Source organism: Pelosinus sp. IPA-1, assembly GCF_030269905.1.
Taxonomy (GTDB): domain Bacteria; phylum Bacillota; class Negativicutes; order DSM-13327; family DSM-13327; genus Pelosinus.
In genome coordinates, this window is the sequence record NZ_BSVC01000002.1 from 72,078 (window position 1) to 91,776 (window position 19,699).

Below are 19,699 nucleotides of genomic sequence, written 5' to 3' on the forward strand. Positions count from 1 at the left end.
TGGATTGTCAAATTATTTTTAGGTATTAGTGGAGTGATACAATTGTTTAACTTATTTAAGAATGTTCCCAAAACAATTTGGCTTATCGCATTTGGTCATTTAGTTGCAGACTTATCGCCCGGAGCACTTTATGTAGCACTACCCTTTTTGAAAGCCAAATTTGGTTTGTCTTATGCCGAAGTAAGTGCTATTGTATTGACGCAAAATTTAGCATCTTCGGTCAGTCAACCCTTGTTTGGGTATATAAGCGATCAAAAGCACCGTCTTTGGCTGATGCCTATAGGCTGTATGATTACGGGGATATTTATGGCTGCGTCTTTATTAGTTCCTAATTACCCTTTAGTTATGGTGTGTACAGCGATCAGTGGTTTAGGAAATTCAGCTTTTCATCCCGAAGCTGCGAAAACAGTAAATTTTATTGGTGGGCGCGAAAAAGGCAAAGCAGTTAGCATTTTTTCCTTAGGCGGTTATGCAGGTGTGGCATTGGGATCTATGCTTCTGGCGGTGTTACTTATAGGAGGGCAAAGTCCTTTAATTCTTATTTATACGCTGCCGAGCATTTTAATTGGTGTTGCCTTATTTTATGAAATTAATAAAATTCCATGTCCAGAAGCCAAAGGGAAGGGAAGTTTGGGAACACTTAAAGATTGTGTTAACTGGCCCCTATTCGCTTTACTGGGGATGATTCTCACCCGTGCTACTGTTACATCAGGGATTAGTACATTTGTACCTTTATACTATGTTTCCCATTTGGGAGGAAGTGAGATCTATGCAAGTTCTCTTCTTACTGTGTATTTAGCAGCAGGTGCGGTAGGGACTATGTTCGGAGGTATATTGAGTGACAGATATGGCAGTAAGTTGGTTATGCTGTATTCCATTCTGCCCATTGCGTTATTAATGTACTGGTTTTTATCGGCTAGCGGCATATTGGTTTTTGTTATTTTAGCTCTTATAGGGATTTTGTTGTCGGCAACTGCGACCAGTAGTTTAGTGCTGACGCAAAGAATGATGCCCCAAAATGTTGGGTTGGCATCCGGTTTTACCCTTGGATTTAGCGTTGGACTAGGCACTATGGGGGTTTTGGGGCTGGGATGGGCTGCAGATCATTGGGGTATTACTTTAGTTTTCGATATACTGGTTTTACTGCCGATAATCGGTTTTATTCTTACGATGTTTATAAGGGAACCTCAGCATCACTTAGAAGTTACGAAAACTGGGGTGGATACTAGTAATTCACAGTGAAATTATAGTATCTTTTATATGTGGGGGGAAAATAATGAGATTATATATTATTCGACACGCTGATCCAGACTATCCAAACGGTACAATTACAGCAGATGGGCATTTGGAAGCCAAGGCACTAGGCAAGCGACTAGCATCTTACAAACTAGATAAGTTATACAGTTCACCGATGGGACGTGCGCTACATACAATGCAATATACTGCTGATTTATTAAAAAAGGAAGCAACTGTTTTGCCTTGGACGCAGGAGTTGGAAAAATGGCGTTGTACCGAGGCACCATGGGAAGGGATGGTAGCTTGGGATGTGCCTGGCGAAGTAATATTTGACAAAGAGCCCGGGCCAACGTATTCCAACTGGCACACCTTGCCTGATTACCAGAAACTGAAGTTGGAGGAACCATTTGCGCAATTGGTTAATGAATCCGATGCCTTTTTGAAAGAACAGGGTTACGAGCGGCAGGGCTTTAAATACCGCTGCCTTAAGTCCAGTGAAGAGAAAGTTGCTGTCTTCTGCCATAATGGATTTGCCCTCACCTGGCTGGCCCATCTGTTACGTATCCCACTAAGCGTAATGTGGGCTGGCTTTTGGCTACCGCCTAGTTCGGTTACCACTATTTTGTTTGACCAGCGGTCAGATCAATGGGCACTACCGCGATGCATTGGGCTAGCTGATACTTCCCATTTGTATGAAGCCGGGCTGGAAATAAAACCACGGGGAATTAAGGCTAATTATTACTAATAAGAGATCAGAACACAAACTCCTGCAAAGCGGTTAGCCTTGCAGGAGTTCGTATTTTAGTAAGTAAGAATTATCGAAGCGGATTTTTATAGTAAAGCTTCTGAATTGTTGAAACCATCCTCGTGATTGCGAAGTGCTTAATTTATCAAAAAACAAGCAGAGTCGAGGAAATTATCTCGACTCTGCTAAAAAATATTTATGAGATGCGTGTACGTTAGCGCTAAGGCCAGTACAGAGGATTACGATTTAATAAAATCTTGCACTACGTAAACATTACCAGTTTTGTCATAAGCGACACCAATTCCTACAGTATTATAACTTGAATTTAAAATATTAGCGCGATGCCCGGAACTGTTCATAAAAGCTACTTCAGCAGCTTGAACACTTTGGTTTTTTGCAATGTTCTCACCGGCGGTACTATAAGAAATTCCAGCCTTCTTCATCCGGTCAAAAGGAGACTCTCCATCCGGATTGTTATGAGAGAAAAAATTACGATTAATCATATCCTGTGCGTGATTTAAGGCAATAGCGGTTAAACGAGCATCTACCTGTAAATTAGATAGACCATTAGCACGACGGTCCGCATTTAGTAAATCAACAGCTTGTTGTTCGGCATTTGCCGTATTACTTGAACCGGCGCTAGTAGTAGGAGTGGTAGTAGGGGCGGTAGGCGTAGTAGGAGTAGGAACAGGAGTGGGAGTAGGAACAGGAACAGGAACAGGAGCAGGAGCAGGAGCAGGAGTAGGAGTAGATCCTGCAGAGGAACTTCCATTATTTACAGTGCCGGAATCTTTGGTTGGAGTAGTTTTGCTTGTATCATTCAGTTTATTAACTGAAGTAATAATCCATTGACTATGATCTTGAAGTGAGTTTTTAAGGGTAACATTGTAATTAGTGCTATTATGGATAACTTTAACAATAGCTGATGTTTCCGTTTTACTTGCTAAGTTAAAACTATCGACCTTTGCATTGAATCCTAGTTTATCAGCTGATGCCTTAACTACTGCTACTGGATCTTGAATTTCATTTTTAATTTTTGTATTAGGGTTGATTTTGTTTAACAGGCTTTGAAGATCATTTTTTCCTGTACTGTTATACGTAAAATTAGGATTGATTTGCTTTAACAAGCTTTGAAGGTCATTTTTTTCAGTACTGTTAAACGTAAAAGGTACTTGCTGTTCACTTGCATAAACGGTTGTAAGTGGCACAACCATCATGTACATTCCTATGGATGTACCTAGTACTCCTAGTAGAGCGCTATGAATCGATTTCTTCATTTTGCATTTCCTCCTTATTTTTTAAAAAGCGAATTAAATAGTGTTTACATAATTGGTATATTATTTATAATACACTACAAATTTTTGAGTTTTTTTTGTCCTTGTTATGCAATTGTTGGAATCGCCTGAATGGATAAGATTGAGGATGAAATTATGCAGGATATTATGTAAAAAAATAAGCAATATAAGAATGGAGTCATTTTCTTGCTAGATAAGGAGAATTGGAATGAAGATTCTTGTCATTGAAGACGACAATGTTCTAAGGGAAGCCGTTGTCGCGCTATTATTAGAAGAAAACTATGTTGTTGATGAGGCATCTACGGGTGACCATGGTTTGTATGTAGCTGAACAGTGTATACATGACCTATTAGTGCTAGATATCATGTTGCCGGAAGTAAATGGGCTTGAAATAGTTAGAACATTAAGGGCAAAAGGCTGTCCTGTGCCAATATTGCTTCTCACGGCACGAGATAGTGTAGATGATCGTGTCATTGGCTTAGATGCGGGAGCAGATGATTATCTGGTGAAGCCTTTTGCGATAAGGGAACTATTGGCAAGAATAAAGGCGCTTATGCGGCGTAAGGGGAACCTAGTAACAGAAGGCGATTTAAGTTATGGGGGCATTTCGTTAAGTAGCAAAGTTCGTGATGGCTTCGCCGGAAATCAACCTTTTGGACTAGGTAGCAAAGAATATGATATTTTGGAATTTCTCATTTTAAATAAAGAACAAATCCTTACTAGAGACCAAATCTTTGATCGAATTTGGGGATACGATTCCGAAGCTGCTATTAGCGTCGTTGATTTATATATCCATTATTTAAGGAAAAAGCTTGCTCCCTACGGCTTCGATATGTTAATACAAACAGTGCGCGGGGCTGGTTTTATACTAAGGGAGAAATAGTAATGTTTAAAAGTACATCTCGCAGATTGACAATTTTGAACTCCCTTGTGTTCCTTTTAATTTTTGTAGCATTTACCTCAATACTTTATGGATATTTAGCTCTCCGTTTATTTGACAAAGTTGACAATGCTATGCAGTCACAGGCCAATTTATTTAACTTGCCCCAAGGGCGCTTCGCGTTAGCCGCTCCCCCTCCCCCTTTTGATCCGCGAATATTTATGTTGTTACGGAGCTCTGATGGACGGATCATCAATCCAACCCCTTTTAGAATTGATGAGACTGAAGACATCGCAAAAATCGCCGCCTTGGCAACGACTGGAGAAATTCAGACTAAAGAATATCAAAACCATGTTTATCGGATGATCAGTGTGCCGTATCAATATGAAAACAATTTGTATAATGGAGATGGTGGGTTTCTTGTTCAGGAAGTAATTGCTGTAAGTATTGTGGATTCTGAAATTGAATTACTTAATAACCTGCTGTGGATTACTGTTGGAGGCGGAATAATAAGTGTTATCAGTATAATTCTAGCTGGATATTTTCTCGCAGGACGCGCTATGGTTCCGATTCGGGCAGCGTGGGAAAAGCAGCAACAGTTTGTTTCCGAGGCATCCCATGAACTTCGTTCACCCATCACGGGAATATATAATAATGCGGAATTGATGTTAAGACATCCCAAGCATACCATTGAGGAAGAAGGTCACAGGATTAATACTATAATGAAAGAGTCAAAGCGAATGACCAAACTGATATCCAGTCTTCTTACGTTAGCCAGATCTGATGCTAACAAAGCAGAGCTTCAACTGGCGCCAGTAAACATAAGTGAGGTTATTCATACTGTAGTTCAAGGGTTTGAGGTAATGGAAGAAGTATACAGGGTTAACCTGACATGGAATATTCAACCTAACTTAGAACTGATAGCTGATAAAGAACGTCTGCATCAATTGATGGTTATCTTAATTGATAATGCTTTTAAATATACCCATGCAGGTGGACAAGTTCATGTCTGCAGCTCTCAGTCTGAGAAGAACGTGGTAATTACAGTACAAGATACAGGCTGTGGTATATCACCTGAGAATTTGTCACATATCTTTGATCGATTTTTCCGTGAGGATAAAGCACGCTCTCGTGAAAGCGGAGGCATAGGACTAGGTTTGGCAATTGCTAAGTGGATTATAGAAAAGCACAGGGGACAAATAAGAGTTGAAAGCAAATTAGGAAAGGGGACAAAATTTATAGTTTCTATCCCTGTTACCAAGAGCAAAGAAAGCTAAAGATCTTCACTATAAAGGAGCACTTGTATAGGCTCAAAAGCATACTTAATGAGCCACTTTAGACTCCTAATAGAAGAACTAAGCAAAATGAATATATAGCGAAAAATTCTTTGCAGGAATTTTATACCTTAGTGGTAAAATGTGGCATGAGCGTTTAGTCCCAATACAGGACTTTTGTCTCTAGTTGACCAATTAGTCGTGGTGTTATAATGAAAATGATTAAACGTAAGAGGGGATTTTGCTATGAAATTAAAACATTATACTGCGGGCGTAGTTCTATCAGCAACGCTAGCATTTACTACTCCGGTGGGCGTGGACGCTGCCTCAGTTACTACTTCAACTGTTACTGCTTCAATTGGCGACGTTAGTATATCGTCCTCAAAAACGGAAGCGTCTGGTGGTAATATCAGATTCGCGCAAGTTTTATCATCCAACTATAACCGCACCGTTTCCCCGGTGGAAGTAATTAGGTTAAGAACTGATTTTGATTTCGGTCTTGGTGAGATATCGCTTATCTATGCAGCAGCCGTTTATTCCGGTAGACCTGTAGATGAGATTAGTCGCTATCGTCATGAAAATATGGGCTGGGGCGAGATTGCCAAAATGTACGGTGTCAAAGTAAAAGATCTCAAAAAAAGTAATGAGGATGTTGTTAATGCCGCCCGATTACGCGGTGTTGATGTTACTTACATAGACATTGGTGACGATGATAGAGATTACGACCGTCATGGCGATGATCATCGGGGCCGAGATAATGACCGAGAAGATAAGAGCAACCATAAGAAAGAAAGCAAGCATGACGATAAGCCTAATAATGGCAAAGGCAAGGGGAATAACAAGTAATACGAAAAAAACTGGTCTTGTGACCAGTTTTTTTTATTCAGCAATGTATCTTTTCAATACAACATTTAGATAAGTAGACCATAAGGTATAATTTTGTTTATATAAGTCTAGGCAAAGTGTTTGCCCCATGTGGCATGATATGAGTTTTCAAGTCTGTTCCACGTTTTGTATAAACCAGTTCTAGGGCTTCATCCAATGTTTTGACAATCTTAATGTTTGCTTTCTTTAAGAGATCAGGATCTAAAGATGAAACCAACAGTAGGTCAAACTTTTCTGCCGACTCGCAGAAATAGTAGCCAACATATTTTGAGATGCTATAATCAGCTCTCAGCGCATCTTCTCGCTCCAAAACGGTTTGATAGCCCAAAATCATGTCCTGTACTTCTGCATTTCCACCAAGTCCCTCAGGACTTTCGGTCAAAATAATCATCGTACCACCAGGTTTTGTTGCCTCACGAGCATTAATCAGTGTTTTAATGGATTGATAGAGATTAACGTCTTTTGGGCTACCGCCTGCTGAAGCAATCACTAGGTCTGCTTTTTCCTGGATGGTTACACCATCAATCTCATCGACCAATTCCCGTCCTTTGTCGTGAGCGGCTTGATAATGTCCTGCTACAGCACCTGCAATTCTCCCCTCAGCAGTTACTACATTAAAGAGAAATGTCGGCTTCGCAAAGCTGGCCGCTTCCAACATATCCAGATGAATCAGGTTGGTATTATCATTACCAGAACGTACATCGGGGTGGGGACCTAGCCCTCTAGTCGGATTGAGTGATAAAGCATGATTTTTCATAACTGTTTCATAGGAGGAAATACCAGGCAATACATATTTCTTTCCACCTGACCACCCAGCTAGAAAATGATAAACAATGCCACCAGTTAACACCAGGTGGTCACATTCCATGGCTTTCTTATTAAGCCATATGGGGGTACCGAAAGAAGTCGTACCACAATAGGTTAGATTCTCCTGATCTTGGCAGTCATGATCGATGACCTGAAACCGATCAGCCAATTTTGGCCCGAGTAATAACTTATGTTCCTCCACAGTCTGTGGGCGGTGAGTCCCCAGCGCGCAAATAAAAAGAATATCTTCATCCCTGATTCCACCTCGATTGAGTTCTTCAACCACGAAGGGTAGGTATAAGTCTGTTCTCTGCCAAGCGCGGGTAATATCTGGGATGACTACACAAACCCGTTCTCCTTGTTGTACTAGATCAGCAAGTCGCGCACTACCAATCGGAGATTCTAGCGCTTCTCGGATGATTTCGGTTTCTGTTTTATCAAAAATAACTGGATTGCTCTCAATCATTTGCAAAATATTTTTCTCAGTAATATTCAATATCATTTCTTCGTTACCATACTTTAATGCGATCTTTTTTTCCACAGTGTATACCTTCTTTCCTTAGAGTCAGTACGTTTTATTTTATTCTGCCAGTAAAACTTCTTCGGTTTTGCCTTCTTCTTCCTCTGGTGATCGATTTGACCAGTAACTGGCTAGTATACTGCCACTGATATATTGCCAAACAGCACCAACAGCGGCAGGTAAAGCTGCCATTGGATCAAGATGAGCTAAGGCAAGAGCAACGGCAAGACCTGAATTTTCCATCCCGATTTCAAATGTAATTGCTCGTGATTTTTTGGGAGACATTCCTACCGTCTTCGAAGAGTAATAACCAAGGGTTAAACCTAAGATGTTTTGCAGTATAACGGCAAGGCATAAAACTACAGCTACTGTTGCCATTTTTGCCGCATTGAGCGCCACGACGGAAGATAAAATCGTAATAATAAACACGACTGACACAGCGGGAACAATCTTGATTATCTTTTCCACCAGCTTAGGAGCAGCCATATGAAGGGCAACACCAACCGTGACAGGGATTAATACAATCTTGACAATGTCAACTAGGAGTACAGTAACATCAATGGGAATCATCGATCCAGCCAAAAGTAGAAAAATATAAGGAGTCAAAACTGGTGCCAAAATTGTATTCACACTGGAAACGGTGATAGAAAGGGCTGTGTCACCCTTGGCAATATAGGTCATAACATTTGAACCAGTACCGCTGGGAGCAGCCCCTAGTAACACCATTCCTGCTGCTAAGGCTGGCGGTAATCCCAATAATTTTGCTACCCAAAAACCTGCTAACGGCATAATCAAATAACGAAAAGTCACCCCATAAAAAACATCCTTGGGCCTAGTCAAAACTAGGCGAAAATCTTTCAAGGACATGGTGAGTCCCATCCCCAGCATAATAACACCTAGCAGATAGGATATATAAGGACCAACGAGTTTAAAGGGCGCAGGATTAACAAAAGCGATGGTTGAGGCAACTATCACCCAGATTGTCATATACCTGCAAATCAATGCTGCTAACTTCTCTAAATACGTAACCATGTAATAACCTCCTAAAATTTTTTTGAAATAACAAGTTAAATAAAGCAATACTATGAAACATGTGGTAGTAACCCTTACAATAAAAAAACTCTTGCCCTTCGAGTCATAATTGACTCAAAGGGGCAAGAGAAAATTTCTCGCGATACCACCCTTTTTCATAGACCAATCGGTCTACATCTCATCAGGTCTAACAACCCTAGCAAGATAACGGTTGCACTCCATTTAGGAGCTGAAGCCGGCGCAGCTTACTTTTACATTTCAGCTTTGCTGTTCAGGAGTGATTTTTGCATTCCCTTCGTTACCGGTTCGCACCAACCACCGGTTCTCTGAAACGATCTTAGGATTGCAACGTTCTCCCTCATTACATTTACAAAAATATTAAAATAAAAACATTTTTTACTGATGTTTGTTAATTAAATACCATTATACTCTTCCTTTTGTGTCTGTCAAGTGGAATCTGAGTAAACATCGGGAAAAATACGAAATGATTGTCTTGACAGGTTTAAGACTATTTGTTATCATTAAAAATCATAGCAGATATGAGCAACGAAGCTCCCGCAATAAGTGCGGGAGCTTTTTGTCTTTTTGCAAAGGTGACATTTCTTTTTATCTTAAAAAGAAAGATTAAAATTATTTAAGGAAATGTCTATAAAAGAACCTAAAGGATGTGATATGATAGAAATAGGAAGTTACTAAATTGTAGAAGGTGGTTTTAGAATGTGGGATCAAAGGAATAACTCAGATCTTGCACAACAGTTGGTATCCTGGCGACGAAACTTTCATAGCAATCCAGAAGTGAGTTGGGAAGAAAAACGAACATCAGAGGTTATTGTCGATGCTCTGCGCGATATGGGAGTGGAAGTGCAGACATTCCCTAATCATTTTGGAATTTGTGGTATTATTCGTGGGAAAAATCCCGGACCAGTTGTTGTATTCAGAACAGATATGGATGCATTACCTATCACCGAGGCGAATGATGTATCTTATCGTTCACGTAATGAAGGCGTGATGCATGCTTGCGGTCATGATGGACATATGGCAATTGCACTAGGGATAGCAAAGTTATTTTCTTCCTGTCGTAAAAAACTCGTAGGAACAATAAAGATTGTATTTCAACCGGCCGAAGAGGCTGCTCCTTCTGGTGGTGCTGCAGCAATGATAAAAGAAGGAGTGCTTGATGATGCCGACGTCATCTTTGGACTGCATCTATGGCCCGATTTACCCTGTGGGCACATCGGAGTTCGGCCAGGTCCTTTAATGGCTGCATCCGATCGGTTTACGATCAAGATATTGGGGCAGGGGGCACATGCCGGACAGCCACAAAATGGGGTAGATTCAATTACAATTGCGTCCGACGTAATTCAAGGGCTTGGGCATATCATGAGTCGTCAGATTGATCCTTTAGAAACAGCTACCATGTCAATCGGAACCATTCAAGGAGGAGAACGGTACAATGTTATCGCCAGGAAAGTTGTAATTGATGGGACCGTTCGTACTCTCGGTGAAAATGTGCGAAAAGAAATCCCATCCAAGATGAAAAGATTATTGGATGGAATGTGTGCCTCCCAGGGAGGGGAATATACGTTAGACTACCAATATGGGTATCCTGTTTTAAATAATTGGGCAGAACCAACTGAAATGGTCATTGATGCTGCAAAGAAAATTGCAGGGACAGGAGTTATACACGACAATGTGAAACCTGTACTGGCTTCGGAGGATTTCGGGAGATACCTTACTAACATACCAGGTGCATATTTTTGGTTAGGTTGTGCGAAGGATGGCGAGGTACATCATAGTTTACATAGTCCTAATTTTGATATTAACGAAGATGCCTTACTGGTTGGGGCGCAAATTATGTATCAAATAGGCCGTGCTGCGTTGACGAAATATAATAAAAAAGAAGAGTTGGAAGAGCGTGAAGTTGTAACTCAAATAGCAGCTTACTAAAGAGAGCTAAGCTTAATCAAATTAGGGAAATGTCTCTTAATGGACCTATTTTATTCAGTGTGTCAAATTCTTTGGAGGGAGTATGTAAAGGTTGGTAATTTAGTTTAAAAGAAAATACCAATATTAAGGGAGGACTGTATCTATGAGCGGAATGGTAACTAGCCCAGAAGAGAAAATATCGAATGGTGGTTTTTTGAAAAAGCTTGAAATCATGGGAAATAAGCTACCCAATCCAGCAATACTGTTTCTTATACTCATCGCAATTCTTGCAGTTATTTCAGCCATTTTGTCATCACTTAATGTAACAGCTGTTCATCCGATGACCCATAAGCCGATATTAATAAAAAGCCTATTGAGCCAAGAAGGTTTGCATTGGATACTAACAGAAATGATTAGGAATTATATTAACTTTCCTCCGCTGGGTATGATTATGGTTTTGACTTTGGGAATCGGCCTTGCAGAAAAAGTTGGCATGATGGATGTTGCAATTAAAGCTTCTATTCATTCCATACCGAAAAAATATGTCACTTTTGCCATTGTGTTTATCAGTTTTATGAGTCATTTAGCATCAGATGCTGCGATTGTCGTTGTTCCACCGATTGCGGCTATGTTATTCTATTCTTTGGGTAGACATCCATTTGCTGGATTTGCTGCCTCCCTTGCTGCTATTTATTCTGGATTCACAGCAAATCTTTTAATTGTTACAACAGATGTACTGCTTTCTGGAATTACGACCCAGGCTGCCAAAATTGTGGACCCTAATGCAGTAGTGACACCCATTGATAATTGGTATTTTATGAGCTTCTCGGTTTTTTACCTTTCCGTACTGACAACTATTATTACTGAGAAATTTGTTGAACCACGTCTTGGTGTCTATAAAGGAATTAAAGAAGTGACGCTTGAAAAGCCTAGCCTTCAGCAAATCAATGCGCTGCGCACCACTGGCATTGCAGCCTTGATCTTTATCGTAATACTACTGGTGATGCTGGTTCCTGAAGGAGCTATACTAAGAAATCCTGAAACGGGAGCCATTGCCGGTTCGCCATTTATGAAAGGGATTGTACCTTTACTCTTTCTGTTTTTACTCACCCTGGGTCTTACCTATGGAATAAAATCTGGTTCAATTCGTAATGCTGATAACGTAATTAGCATGATGAGTGAATCCTTTAAAGGATTGTCTGGATTTCTTGTCATGGCATTCGCCATCGCGCAGTTTATTGCTGCTTTTGGCTGGACTAATATTGCTACCTTAGTGGCGACGAGTGGAGCAGAATTTTTGCAAAGCATCAATATGACGGGTCTACCTGCATTGTTATGCTTTATGCTATTTGGTCAGTTTTTAGGTTTGTTCACTGCCAGTGGCTCTGCTGTGTGGGCACTTTTATCTCCAGTGTTTGTCCCAATGTTCATGCTATTGGGGTATCACCCAGCTTTTATTCAGATGGCATTCCGAGCAGGTGATGGCTCACTGAATACAATTGGGATCGTAAATCCCTTCCTGCCTCTATTTTTGGAAGGACTGGGTAAGTATAAATCGGATACCGGGATAGGGACATACTTATCGCTAATGGTGCCATACGCAATTTCTTTTTTAATCATGTGGTATCTATTGTTTATCTTCTGGTATCTGACTGGATGGCCAGTTGGACCAGGGGCACCTCAGCGTTTATGGTGAGGATGCTCAATTGAGCAGTAATTGCTCAGTCGATTGAATTTTTAAATAGACAAATCTCCTGCAAGATAGCCTAGCCTTGCAGGAGATTTATATTTTAATAGTAAATATAAATATAAATATAAGATACGGATTGTGTAGGATAATCAATTGCAATTGGTAGTAAAGGGGAGGATAAGATATGGAAGCGATTTGGCAAACATTAATACATACTCCTTGGTGGGTTTATTTATTGTTGAGTTACCTTATTGCCGTAGGTATAAAATCATCAAAAGTGCGTATTATTCCATTCTGGAAAGTTTTCGTTCTTCCGACCATTTTCTTATTCATCTCCATACAAACTTTAATGACCGTTGAAATAGAATACTCAAGTATAGTTAGTTGGATAGTTGGTATGCTAGTTGGAAGTATAGTAGGTTGGTGGCAAGTAAAACGTTTAGATATAAAAATAGATAAAAAGCGTTCACTTATTCAGATACCTGGTTCATGGGATGCATTGCTGGTTATGCTTATTGTTTTTACTGCAAAATATTACGTTGGATATGAACAAGCTACAAATCCAGCGTTAGTGGCACAATTGAAATTCAAAGTCAGCATGTTAGTATCATCTGGAGTGTGTACTGGTTTGTTTTTAGGAAGATTATTTTGTTATTTGGGAAATTATAAGGATGGTAAAGAGGTCGACCTTATTTGATATATTTATAGAGATTATATAGCTAATTTGTGTTAAATAATAATAGGGTGAGTAGGAGGAATAAAAAATGGATGAAGTGGATTACAAGATATTTGGTGCCGAGATGCAGTTTGTTGAAGTAGAACTTGATCCTGGTGAAAGTGTAGTAGCGGAAGCTGGGGCCATGATGTACAAAGATAGTACAGTGGAAATGAATACTATTTTTGGTGATGGGTCGGCTAAAAGCAGCCAAGGAGGTTTGTTTGATAAGCTAGTGGGTGCCGGAAAACGATTGTTGACAGGTGAGAGTCTATTTATGACTGTTTTTAGTCACCGTGGTTCTGGCAAAGCAAAAGTCGCTTTTGGTGCACCCTATCCTGGTAACATCATACCAATGCATCTAGCCCAATATGGTGGTACTATAATCTGCCAGAAAGACAGTTTCTTATGTGCAGCAAAAGGTGTTTCAGTAGGAATTTATTTTCAACGTAAAATCATGACAGGATTGTTCGGCGGTGAAGGATTTATCATGCAGAAACTTGAAGGTGATGGTCTTGCATTTATGCATGCTGGTGGTACCATCGTCGAGCGTCAACTTAAGCCAGGTGAAGTATTACACGTTGATACTGGATGTGTTGTAGCTTTTGAGCCTAGTGTCCAGTTCGATATTCAACAAGCAGGAAACATCAAGAGTGCTTTATTTGGAGGGGAAGGATGGTTTTTTGCAGTTTTACAAGGACCAGGGAAAATTTGGCTGCAATCACTCCCCTTTTCTCGATTGGCAGGACGGATGTTGGCAGCAGCGCCACAGAGGGGCGGAAGTAGAGAAGAAGGCAGTGTACTTGGCAAGGGGGTTCTAGGCGGCACTCTACTTGGTGGCCTGGGTAGTTTCCTTGGCGACGACGATGAGTAATTGTATACACAAAATTAAAATTTTAGTGAATATATTCTTGAATTATTCTACAGAATAGTATAAGATAGATCAAAGAGAATTTGGGAAATTTAACATAATAAGTCAATGATAGGGAGAGTAATAGGTACTCTGCATAAGAGAGTTGGTGTTTGGTGCAAATCAACTAGAGTATATTATGAAATCCACCCTTGAGACGTTAGTGAAGAACTAAACCGTAGCACCGGTTATCATGCATAAAGTGAGTTAGAGTACTCTAACTAAACTAGGTGGTACCACGGAAGATTACCTTTCGTCCTTGATTGTTTTCAAGGATGAAAGGTTTTTTTATTTGAAAAAGACATTAAATAAGGGGAGTGTTAATTATGTTGGATATTAACTATATTAGGAATCATTCAGATATTGTTAAAAAGGCTGTAATCCATAAATTAATGAACACGAACATTGACCGGATTTTGGAGTTGGACATTCAAATTAGAGAGTCAGCCACTTTGGTGGATTCTTTACGGGCGGAACGAAACTTTTTGTCAAAACAAATTCGCGACGTAACGGAGAAAGAAGGGCAAGCTATAGTTGAAAAGGTCAGGGAGGTCAAGGAAAGATTATTGGTTCTAGAAGGCAATCTTTCTGTAATGAAAAAAGAGTTTGACGAAATTATGCTTAATGTTCCTAGCGTTCCAGCAATGGATGTACCTATTGGTAAAGATGAGGTAGATAATGTTGAAATTAGAACGTGGGGGGAAATACCTAAGTTTGATTTTTCCCCAAGAGATCATATCCAATTGACAGAAATTCTAAACCTGGTGGATGTACCCAGAGCGGTTAAGTTTGCTGGCAGCAGGGCGTATTTCCTAAAGAATGAAGGTGTATTGTTGGAAATGGCTATATGCCGGTTTGTGATAGATCGGCTTGTGGCAAAAGGGTTCACCCCCATGACAGTACCTTTGATGGTTAAAGAAAGTGCAATGCGCGGAACGGGATATTTTCCCATTGGTTACGAACAGGCGTATAAGATCCAGGAAGATGAATTGTTTCTTATTGGTACATCTGAGGTAGCTCTTGTTTCTTATCACCAAAATGAAATCTTAAACTATGATGAGCTGCCAAAAAAGTATGCTGGATATTCAACCTGTTTTAGACGTGAGGCGGGAGCTTATGGCAAAGATACGAGAGGTTTATACAGGGTGCATCAGTTTCAAAAAGTCGAGCAGGTTATCTTCTGTAGGGCTGATGATGAGCAAGCGGAAAGTCTTCATTACGAAATATTAAACAATACGGAAGAGATACTCCAAGCACTTGATCTTCCTTATCGGGTGGCTTTGGCTTGTACGGGTGAAATCGGAATCGGCCAAGTGAGAAAGCATGAAGTCGAAACGTGGATGCCCAGTAGAAATAACTATTGTGAAACTCACTCTTGTTCGACACTGAATGATTTTCAGGCAAGACGTTCAAATATAAAGTATCGGGATAAAGACGGTACACTTCGATTTGTTTACACACTAAATAATACTGGTATTGCTTCGCCAAGGATTCTGATACCTCTATTAGAGGTGAACCAGAATGAGGACGGCAGTGTAAACATACCAAAAGTACTTAGACCCTATATGAATAATCTTGAAAAGATTGTTCCAAAGAAATAAATCAATACGACAAACACCTGCAAAGCAGCCTAGCCTTGCAGGTGTTTGTCAGTAGAAACATCCTGGTACTTTTATGGAGGGTAAACTATTCGATATCACAGTTGTAAGTCATTTACCGCTATTCGCTTTGACACGACGAATAATTTCAACTACAGTTTGAGCCGACTTTATTAAAGAAGGCACTGGCAAAAATTCGTACTTTCCATGAAAGTTATGTCCACCAGTAAACAAATTTGGACAAGGTAAACCCATAAACGATAGCCGAGCACCATCTGTACCGCCGCGAATGGGTTTCGTCTTAGGCGTTATCCCAACAGCTCCCATCGCGTCACAGGCTAAGTCAATAATATGCATTACTGGCTGGATTTTTTCTTGCATATTGTAATACAAATCTTTAATTTCAAGTTCAATAGTTCCTGAACCATATTTCATATTAAAAGTTTGTGCCATTGATTCCAGTAAAGCTTTACGCTTTTCAAAAGATTGACGATCATGATCCCGAATCAAGAGGCTCATTACTGCAGAGTCTACATTACCACTCAATTTATTTACATGGAAAAAACCTTCATAGCCTTCTGTATATTCAGGGCGCTGACCAGCAGGCAACATATTTTGCCACTCAGCAGCAATGTTAAGTGCATTCACCATTTTACCTTTAGCGGTTCCAGGATGAACAATTCGCCCTTGAATTTTCACATTAACATTAGCGGCATTAAAGTTTTCATACTCAATAGCCCCAAGCTCTCCCCCGTCTACAGTATAAGCGAACTCAGCGCCAAAAGCTGCTACATCAAAAAGTTCAGCACTACGCCCAATTTCTTCATCAGGAGTAAAACCAATGCGCACCTTACCATGAGGAATTTCAGAATGTGCTACTAAATATTCCATAGCACTGACAATAGCGCATACGCCTGCCTTATCATCAGCTCCTAACAAAGTTAGACCATCAGTAACCAATAACTCTTGTCCAATATATGTTTTTAGTTCTGGAAAATCACTAGGGGAAAGTACAATGCCGGATTCAGCATTCAATATGATATCCTGGCCATCATAATCCTTTACTAAGCGAGGCTTAACTGGAGTGCCAGCCATATCCGGGCTTGTATCTAAATGAGAAATGAATCCGATAACAGGAACTTGCTGACAGCTATTAGATGGTAAAGTAGCAGTTATATAGCCATGTTTATCTACATGGACCTCATCCAAACCGATCTGCCTCAGTTCCTCTGCAACATGCTTAGCTAAAACCATCTGCCCTGGAGTACTAGGACACTGACTATTTCCACCATCTGATTGCGTATCAAAGGTAGTATACCGCATAAATCGTTCTACTAGTTTTTCTCTCTTTATTTCCATGTAATTGTTCTCCTTCACTTTAATATTCTTTTTATAATAGACACTAATATATAATTATTGTGTTTACTTATAAAAAAGTATCAGTGTAACAGCAATATTAACTACAATGCCTATGGCTACGGGTATGCAAGTACGCTTTGCTAATTCTACTGGCGATACACAAGCGGCACCGCTGACTACCATCATAACCGCTGCAATCGGCGACAAGGAGCGAGCTAAATTAGATACAAAGTTCATAGGTAATAGCAACAATACAGGATGAATATTAGAAAGTGCTGCTATTTTGGGGGCTAAAGGGGCAAAAGCAAAGAAGGGAGCATTTCCTGATCCCATAACTAAAGTAGAAGCAATAATAATTCCCACAACCACGAACATCATGCCGATACCGCCAAAACCAGCACCTTGTGCGGCAGTAATCATAGTATCAATAGCTCCTAGAGACATTAAGCCTTTAGCAAAAGTCTCACCAGCCACCACCAATGTGACTACCGCTGCCATTTGAAGTCCCATTCCATCCCAGAAGCTTTTTAAATCATTAAATATTTTTAATCCATCTCTGTTACGAATGTATTCAACAAGCATTGTAAATGCCACCCCAAGAAAAGTTGCTAATGTAATATCCATATTTACGGATTTCACAACTAATCCAAAAAACAGAATTAAACATAAAGGAATTGTTGGCAGCAATGCGTAAAAGCCAGGCACAGGTATTTCCTCTTTTAGCTTAGTTTGATCAATATTTACTTTGGCATTCTCTACATTATGATTATCCCGTTTATCAAACCATTGCTGTACAAAGAAATGACCAATAGCGATTGCCGCTACCGTACACAAACCTACTGGTACTTGGTAATCAAAAAAATAAGGGATAATATCCATACCTGCTAACTCTGCCGCAAAGATATTATCCGATGCCGCGGGTCCCCAACCTGGAGCCGATGCGGTAGCGATTACTGCAGCTGCTGCCAAACGACTGACGCCAAGGTTTACCAAGACGGGAAACATAGTGACCATAAGTAAAAGTCCAAAACCGGAGGCACTGCCAATGAACATAGCTAGAAAATTTTCTAAAACAGAGGTTAAAGCCAATACTAAATAGGGGAGTCCAATCTTATGTAGGGGCTTAACAGCTACTTTCACTAGGGCTGTACTGGCACCAATTGTGTCCATGTACTTGGAGAAACCTCCTACTACCATAATAACCAATCCAAGGTTGGCTGCCCGAGTGCTAAAGGTTTGTTTTATAAATTCAAAAGTATCTAGCCATATTAATCCAGTGCTTTGCTTTGCCGGTAAAATATTTCCCATGTTAAGGGCAACAGCAATAAACATCATGGCAAGTCCTCCAACGAACAGAACCGGCTGAGGCGGGTATTTTTTCAGCACATACCGGGCCACAATAACTACAATAACAGATGCAATAATTAATCCTAACATACTGCCGTCCTCCTTTATTTTTTGTAGACTACAAGACTATTCTAACAGACATTTCCATGTTTTTCTAGGATAGACAATTTTATATCTTTAGAATATTCGTTCATTGGTGAATGTAATATAAATGATGTGTTTTATGGGGAAGTAAAAAATCTGCTCAAATAAGAGTTTTCGTAAAATACTAGATTATGTACACTCCAAGAGGAACTTAATTTTACGCTTACTTACAAATAAATTTAAAATGGTAAAATAAATTGTATCATTTAACTTAAATAAAAATGCATAAATATTCTAAATATTATTTGACAAGTTTTTCTAAAAAAAATATAATCTATTTAGACAATATAGAATTCAAAAAATGCCTTTATATGACAAAAATTGTGTCTTTGTAGAATTTTAAAGGTATACCAGTATTCCATATTGTTAATAGATGCTTTGAAGTAGTATCGCACAAGGTGCGATTTTAGAATAAAAGGAAAAATATTAGGGGATATGGAATGAAAAAATTCTTTGTAGAAACACCATTAAAAAAATTCGCTGAGGATTCGTCTGATGCTCTATATATGCAAATTGTAAGTCGCATTCAACAGCTTATGCGCGAAGGCCATTTGAAACAAGGTGATAAATTACCTTCTGAGAGGGAATTGGCTGAAATGTTTAATGTCAGTCGTGTGCCAGTAAGAGAAGCTTTAAAAGTACTGGAGTTTTTGGGAGCTATTCAGCACAGGCGCGGAGAAGGTGTGTTTGTAAAAAAAATTAAAATGAAACGTATTTTGCATGCTCTTGATTTTTTTATGACTGATCCAGCGGATCAGTTGATAAACTTGTTTGAAGCGCGCGAAGCTTTTGAAATTCAAGCCGTTCGATTAGCTGCAGAGCGAAGGACAGAGGCTGACATTGAAGCGATGCGAAGGATTTTGCTGGAAATGGAATTTCTAATCTTCGCTGGGAAACCAGTCCACGATGTGTCAACGAAATTTCATACGGCTGTTATTGCGGCTGCTCATAATGAAATTATTAGCGAGATCAATGAATTTTTATCTGATCTGTTGACTTATTCACGGCGAAAGTCTTTAAGTGATGCTAGCAGACATACAGTTTCTCTACAGTATCATCAACTAATTTTACAGCATATTATTGAAAGAAATGTACAAGCGGCAGTTTGTGTTATGCAAGAACATTTAGACGATGCGAAGGTTGCGGTGCAAAAAATGATTCAGTCTGAGTAAAATTTTTTTATGTACAGGCTAGATGATCTTTTATTTTTACTGGTATACCAGGATACCGAATAAAATATTTGGCGAATTTTGACATCGCTAATTAAAATAGATGAGTTAAGCGGTATGAATAAGATGAAAGGAGAAGCCAAACGTCATATTAATTTTTAAAAATG

16 protein-coding genes and 2 other annotated features are annotated in these 19,699 nt (G+C 39.6%); of the genes, 11 read left to right on the plus strand and 5 right to left on the minus strand.

The genetic code is table 11. The annotated features are described in order from the left end of the window. The first annotated feature begins 42 nt into the window (after window positions 1–42). Both QSJ81_RS04020 and QSJ81_RS04025 read left to right on the plus strand, forming a co-directional pair. Complete coding sequence (locus QSJ81_RS04020) at window positions 43–1,242, plus strand: MFS transporter (RefSeq protein WP_285716130.1); 1,200 nt, start codon at window positions 43–45, stop codon at window positions 1,240–1,242. 34 nt (window positions 1,243–1,276) lie between these two features. Next, complete coding sequence (locus tag QSJ81_RS04025; protein ID WP_285716131.1) at window positions 1,277–1,981, plus strand: histidine phosphatase family protein; 705 nt, start codon at window positions 1,277–1,279, stop codon at window positions 1,979–1,981. A gap of 239 nt (window positions 1,982–2,220) precedes the next feature. On the opposite strand, the gene QSJ81_RS04030 is transcribed toward QSJ81_RS04025, so the two are convergent. Continuing rightward, window positions 2,221–3,258, minus strand: coding sequence for a CAP domain-containing protein (locus QSJ81_RS04030; protein ID WP_285716132.1), 1,038 nt, complete (start codon window positions 3,256–3,258; stop codon window positions 2,221–2,223). A gap of 226 nt (window positions 3,259–3,484) precedes the next feature. Here QSJ81_RS04030 and QSJ81_RS04035 point away from each other — a divergent pair, with 226 nt between their 5' ends. From QSJ81_RS04035 to QSJ81_RS04045, 3 genes are all read left to right on the plus strand, one after another. Further along, window positions 3,485–4,159, plus strand: a complete 675-nt coding sequence (locus tag QSJ81_RS04035; protein ID WP_285716133.1) for a response regulator transcription factor — start codon at window positions 3,485–3,487, stop codon at window positions 4,157–4,159. 2 nt (window positions 4,160–4,161) lie between these two features. Then, window positions 4,162–5,433, plus strand: a complete 1,272-nt coding sequence (locus tag QSJ81_RS04040; RefSeq protein ID WP_285716134.1) for a sensor histidine kinase — start codon at window positions 4,162–4,164, stop codon at window positions 5,431–5,433. A gap of 243 nt (window positions 5,434–5,676) precedes the next feature. After that, window positions 5,677–6,276, plus strand: coding sequence for a hypothetical protein (locus tag QSJ81_RS04045; RefSeq protein ID WP_285716135.1), 600 nt, complete (start codon window positions 5,677–5,679; stop codon window positions 6,274–6,276). A gap of 97 nt (window positions 6,277–6,373) precedes the next feature. Here the strand turns inward: QSJ81_RS04045 and QSJ81_RS04050 are convergent, their stop codons facing one another. Both QSJ81_RS04050 and QSJ81_RS04055 read right to left on the minus strand, forming a co-directional pair. Beyond that, on the minus strand, window positions 6,374–7,663 hold the full coding sequence (locus QSJ81_RS04050) for a lactate racemase domain-containing protein (protein ID WP_285716136.1): 1,290 nt from the start codon (window positions 7,661–7,663) through the stop codon (window positions 6,374–6,376). 39 nt (window positions 7,664–7,702) lie between these two features. Next, window positions 7,703–8,674: a bile acid:sodium symporter family protein gene (locus tag QSJ81_RS04055; RefSeq protein WP_285716137.1), complete on the minus strand. Its 972-nt coding sequence runs from the start codon at window positions 8,672–8,674 to the stop codon at window positions 7,703–7,705. 115 nt (window positions 8,675–8,789) lie between these two features. Further along, window positions 8,790–9,045: a binding site (T-box leader), on the minus strand. Window positions 9,046–9,391: 346 nt separating this feature from the next. Between QSJ81_RS04055 and QSJ81_RS04060 the strand changes: the two genes are divergently transcribed. From QSJ81_RS04060 to serS, 5 genes are all read left to right on the plus strand, one after another. Continuing rightward, window positions 9,392–10,621, plus strand: a complete 1,230-nt coding sequence (locus QSJ81_RS04060; RefSeq protein ID WP_285716138.1) for a M20 metallopeptidase family protein — start codon at window positions 9,392–9,394, stop codon at window positions 10,619–10,621. Window positions 10,622–10,763: 142 nt separating this feature from the next. Continuing rightward, window positions 10,764–12,296, plus strand: coding sequence for an AbgT family transporter (locus QSJ81_RS04065; RefSeq protein ID WP_285716139.1), 1,533 nt, complete (start codon window positions 10,764–10,766; stop codon window positions 12,294–12,296). Between the two features lie 178 nt (window positions 12,297–12,474). Beyond that, window positions 12,475–12,987, plus strand: a complete 513-nt coding sequence (locus tag QSJ81_RS04070; RefSeq protein WP_285716140.1) for a DUF6622 family protein — start codon at window positions 12,475–12,477, stop codon at window positions 12,985–12,987. 67 nt (window positions 12,988–13,054) lie between these two features. Further along, window positions 13,055–13,879: a TIGR00266 family protein gene (locus QSJ81_RS04075; protein WP_285716141.1), complete on the plus strand. Its 825-nt coding sequence runs from the start codon at window positions 13,055–13,057 to the stop codon at window positions 13,877–13,879. A 96-nt stretch (window positions 13,880–13,975) separates the two neighbouring features. Then, window positions 13,976–14,179: a binding site (T-box leader), on the plus strand. Between the two features lie 62 nt (window positions 14,180–14,241). After that, entirely contained in the window at window positions 14,242–15,516 is a 1,275-nt protein-coding gene (serS, locus tag QSJ81_RS04080; RefSeq protein WP_285716142.1) for a serine--tRNA ligase, read from the plus strand. Window positions 15,517–15,624: 108 nt separating this feature from the next. Here the strand turns inward: serS and pepT are convergent, their stop codons facing one another. Together pepT and dcuC are read right to left on the minus strand one after the other, a co-directional pair. Next, the gene (gene pepT / locus QSJ81_RS04085; RefSeq protein WP_285716143.1) at window positions 15,625–16,872 is read right to left on the minus strand and encodes a peptidase T; all 1,248 of its coding nucleotides are present in this window, start codon (window positions 16,870–16,872) and stop codon (window positions 15,625–15,627) included. A 63-nt stretch (window positions 16,873–16,935) separates the two neighbouring features. After that, complete coding sequence (dcuC, locus tag QSJ81_RS04090) at window positions 16,936–18,309, minus strand: C4-dicarboxylate transporter DcuC (RefSeq protein ID WP_285716144.1); 1,374 nt, start codon at window positions 18,307–18,309, stop codon at window positions 16,936–16,938. Window positions 18,310–18,803: 494 nt separating this feature from the next. Between dcuC and QSJ81_RS04095 the strand changes: the two genes are divergently transcribed. Then, window positions 18,804–19,535: a FadR/GntR family transcriptional regulator gene (locus tag QSJ81_RS04095; protein WP_285716145.1), complete on the plus strand. Its 732-nt coding sequence runs from the start codon at window positions 18,804–18,806 to the stop codon at window positions 19,533–19,535. Window positions 19,536–19,699 lie beyond the last annotated feature (164 nt).